At 41.2% G+C, this 3,969-nt stretch carries 4 protein-coding genes; 2 read left to right on the top strand and 2 right to left on the bottom strand.

What is annotated here, in order from left to right; all coding sequences use genetic code 11:
• Positions 1 to 203 precede the first annotated feature (203 nt).
• On the top strand, positions 204 to 614 hold the full coding sequence (locus tag AB4238_RS21955; RefSeq protein WP_372035711.1) for a hypothetical protein: 411 nt from the start codon (positions 204 to 206) through the stop codon (positions 612 to 614).
• A 20-nt stretch (positions 615 to 634) separates the two neighbouring features.
• Here AB4238_RS21955 and AB4238_RS21950 read toward each other — a convergent pair whose 3' ends face one another.
• Both AB4238_RS21950 and AB4238_RS21945 read right to left on the bottom strand, forming a co-directional pair.
• On the bottom strand, positions 635 to 1,675 hold the full coding sequence (locus tag AB4238_RS21950) for a hypothetical protein (RefSeq protein WP_372035709.1): 1,041 nt from the start codon (positions 1,673 to 1,675) through the stop codon (positions 635 to 637).
• Between the two features lie 229 nt (positions 1,676 to 1,904).
• A complete protein-coding gene (locus tag AB4238_RS21945; protein ID WP_372035707.1) occupies positions 1,905 to 3,095 on the bottom strand; it encodes an alginate export family protein in 1,191 nt (396 codons plus the stop codon).
• 558 nt (positions 3,096 to 3,653) lie between these two features.
• Between AB4238_RS21945 and AB4238_RS21940 the strand changes: the two genes are divergently transcribed.
• On the top strand, positions 3,654 to 3,893 hold the full coding sequence (locus tag AB4238_RS21940) for a YdcH family protein (RefSeq protein WP_372035705.1): 240 nt from the start codon (positions 3,654 to 3,656) through the stop codon (positions 3,891 to 3,893).
• The last annotated feature ends 76 nt before the right edge of the window (positions 3,894 to 3,969 follow it).

The raw sequence follows: 3,969 nt of genomic DNA, 5'->3' as shown, positions 1-3,969 counted from the left end.
ATGCAATTGGTATAATAAGCTCGTTGGATATACCTGTTAAGTCGAGCGCCGTCCCCTTAACGTACGCTGCCATCGGAGTTAGCTCCGCAAATAAGCGCAGAGTTTATCGCTTCGATCATCTCTCGTCTCAATAAGGCATTTCTCTATCCATAAAAATAGGATAGATTGAGTTGTATCAATCGTAATAGAGAATGTATAAACAGATGAAACAAAAGAGCATATTAGTAAAAAGCTACTTTGCTAAAATTGAAACCGATAAGCGTCAGCAGATGTGGGAAGCAAAACCCAAGACCACTGAGTGGGAATATTCTAGCTGCAAAGTGGATTCACAAAGGCTTAATGACGATCTGCAGCAAGCTATTGAGTCTCTTAACGCACAAGGCTATAGAGTGGTGCAAATCACCCCAATCACCTCTGGCGACTTCCACTTTAGCGACCACTTAAGCGACCCACATCTATTGGGCAATGGAGTGACCACCGAGGGCGGCTACGGTTACGGATTTTCCTACACAGACAGCTTAGTCATTTTGGCTGAACAGATAGTATCTGAAATTGAAACTCTCCCTGCAGAAGAGCCTACGATTATGTCAGAGGATGTGATTGTTGTTGATTAACCCTAATTGAGATTAAGTGGTTAAACGTTCTGAAATAAGAACTCTAGTGTAAATGTAATAATGACTTGATGAATACGCTCAGAGACAGCATCTTCTTTGCTCCAGTTATATTCAGGGGTCACTGAGTAAAATAACCAATCACGGGCAAAGTTCTGTCGATAAGTAAAACCTACACTCGCATTTTGAATGTAGTAGTAAGGCTCATCGACACTGTGTATTGCCCCTTGGTAACTAATCGCCTGAGTATTACTAATATATTGATAAAGCTGCACGCTTGATCCCAACTCCCAACCATTTCCGCGGTTCTCGTATTGCGCAGTCCCACTCCAGCGCAGCAGGAAAGTCTCATTAAATGAGTGCTCGACATCCAAACCACTAGACTGTCCGGTAATCTTTTTTTCTTGATAGAGTTTTTGGGTAAAGCGGGCAACGGTATTATCTGAAAACGGATAGGCGTAACGCCACCTAGCTTCAATCTTTGGCTTAAAATTGGCTTGAATATTAAAACTGCTTCGCCCTTTGGCATACCAGTCATAACGCAGACCAACTTCGCGTTCTCGATCTGTATTTGGCGCTTTCGATGCCGCAAAGAGATCATCTTCCTCCGTCGAACCTAAAATGAGTTTAAGACGTTTATTAACACCTGGAAGATTTAGGCGAGCCTTGAAGTTAGCTCTGTATTCAAAACTTTCTTTCTCATAAAACGAGAAGTCGTTGTACCAACGTATGACTGTGCCAGCTCGCGCATCCTCTTCTATACGATCGTCAACAAAGAAGCTATCGAACCAAATCGCGGGCTGGCAAAATTTGGTATTAAGGTAATCAAATGCTCGATCAATTGCCTGGTGTTGTTGCGAGATACTATGACAGGGGTCATCATCTTCCACCTCTATTTGAGGGCTTGCAGTTGGCTGTTTAGTACCTGCTACCTCAGTCTGCTCATCAGAGGGCTGTGTTGATTCCTTTTTTCGCTCAGACGACTGTTCTGCGGCGAATACTGGTACCAATGCCAATAAGCTTACAATAAGAACCGCGACAACGGTTTGGGATGGAGACGACAAGCTATTCGCTCACTGATAAAGAGGGTTGCCCAATAGTAACACTAGCTACATTTAGGCTACAGTGATTTAACTAAAAACAAAGTTTGTAGCGACACAGCTTCGATCCGTGTTTTTAAAACGAAAAAAAGCAGGAATAAAAGAATCTTCCTGCTTAGAAGGGAGCGTTTGCAGCCAACGAGTGGGGTGTAATTGCACCGCTTACACTCGTTGCCGCATTAACTAGAAGAGCTTAATATTTTGCTTGGAAGGTTAACCAAAGCTTATCGGTATCATTTGAGAAGCTATACCCCTCATCAGCACCGCTAAAGCTTGCGTATTTAACGCCTAGGCTGTAGTGCTTCGCAAATGGATAAGTTGCAGCAACACCCCATTCTTTACCCATATCGATATCGCCAAAATCAGAATCGAACTTGTGGTATTTAGCCAATAACTTTAAGCCCGCGACCTTAGCAGTCAAAATAACATGGGCGTCAACAAGACCATTTTCCCAGTTACCTTTACCACCAAATAGGAACTTATCTGTCCAACCGTTAAACGCGTGCAGTGTTGCTAATGGAGTGATAAAGCCAGCTTTACCATCATCAGAGCCTAGTACTTCGTAACCAGCTTTGAAGCCAAAGGCATCTAAATTAATACCTGCGCCCAACTTGTAGTAACTTGCACTGTAGCTAACTGGGTTTTCGCCCGCTTCTGATTGCTGCGCAAACTCCGCTTCGTAGCTCAACTTAAGTGCATCTAGTTTGATGTCACCCGTTGCACGAATACCATAAGTGTCAGTAGAGAAGGCGGCGACATCTTGGTTATCAATTAGGTAGCCGTAACCAGTAATCTTTGCGAAATCTAAACCTGAATAGTTAATGTTAACTAGGTTCGTTTCGTTTTCATGCTCTTCTTTACCTGAAGCTTCAGGGAAAATACGGTTAACTGTAGCAACGTAAGCGTAATATGCAGTCAAGCCTTCGATGGCGGTATTCTTTACCGAAAATGCATCATAAGTTTGTTCATTCTGACGGAAGCCTACACCACCAACAAAACGTTGGTTATCGAGCAAAATGCGTTGACGACCAAATTTAGCTAATGTTTCAGCAGGACCTTTATAACCAATAAAACCTTGGTTAATTTGGGTGTACGCGTAATCTGCAATTAACGGCTCATTTTCTGTTGAGCGAACGTCATCAATTTCCGCTACAGCAAATAGATTATAGATATCACCAGTTTGGTAATTTAAACGGGTGCGTAAAGTCGTTTGGTTTTCTTGATCAACATTGGCAACATCAACATCTTCATAACGAAGACGGAATTGAACTTTAACTTTTGAGTCGTCAATGAATGCTTTCTTAAGAGGGTCAACGGTGTCGGCAGCGACAGCGCTAGAAGCTAAACTTGCAAGTACGGCTAACGTTAGGGCATGGACTTTCATTTATTGTAATCCTTTTGTTTCATCATTCTCACAAAAGGTTATAAAGCTGAAAACAGTTTGAAAACTTGATCCAGAACAATGTTACTAAATGATTACAACCTTGTATCCATAACTGTGAGCAAGATCATTAACACCTACTAATTTAGTAGTACCTATAAATAGGTATTTATTTCATTTTTCTTAAATTTATATTTCTAATTCAGATAAATGCAAAGCAGGTAGACTACTGCCTGGAACTGAAATATGTGGCTGAAAGTACCTTAAAGAGACGATAAACCCGACACTATTTCTACTCATTTATTACATAGCAGGCAACTATAAATGGCCAAATAGCCATTGCTAAATAGGTAAGGTGCTTGCTGTCACACCTCAATGTTATCCAGTTAAATGGTAAAACAGAACCTACCTACTATCACCAAGCATGATTAACACGCTCTGCTGCAGCCATTAATACTTTGCAGTATAAGCACCATGATCTTCACCTTGAAATTAATCCTGCTTTTAGCTTTAATTAACCCGTTAAATCGTATTTATTAATATCTAATTTAAGGGGTTTTTATGTTAGGCGAAGATCATTCTCTGCTCCATGAGTTTCCTGAGTATCAAGCTGTCATTACCAAGCTTTGTCAAAGTGATAGCGCATTTACAAAAGATGCTAAACATTACGATGCACTAGATAAAGAGATCCGTGAGTTAGAACTCAACGGCGCGCCGATAGATGATGAAGCGATGCATCAACTCAAGCATGATCGTGCTGAGTTAAAGGATTCGCTGTATAAGCGATTATCTAAACAGTGAGACTTAACCTATAACAAGCTTACTAATCAAACTTGATGATAAAGGCTAAACAGCAATTGATTAGGGGCTGTTGATC

Origin of the sequence: Shewanella sp. 10N.286.45.A1 (genome assembly GCF_041470405.1) — a bacterium.
Classification (GTDB): domain Bacteria; phylum Pseudomonadota; class Gammaproteobacteria; order Enterobacterales; family Shewanellaceae; genus Shewanella.
The sequence above is the reverse complement of the archived record's forward strand: the minus strand, read 5'-3'. Positions and strand labels throughout refer to the sequence as shown.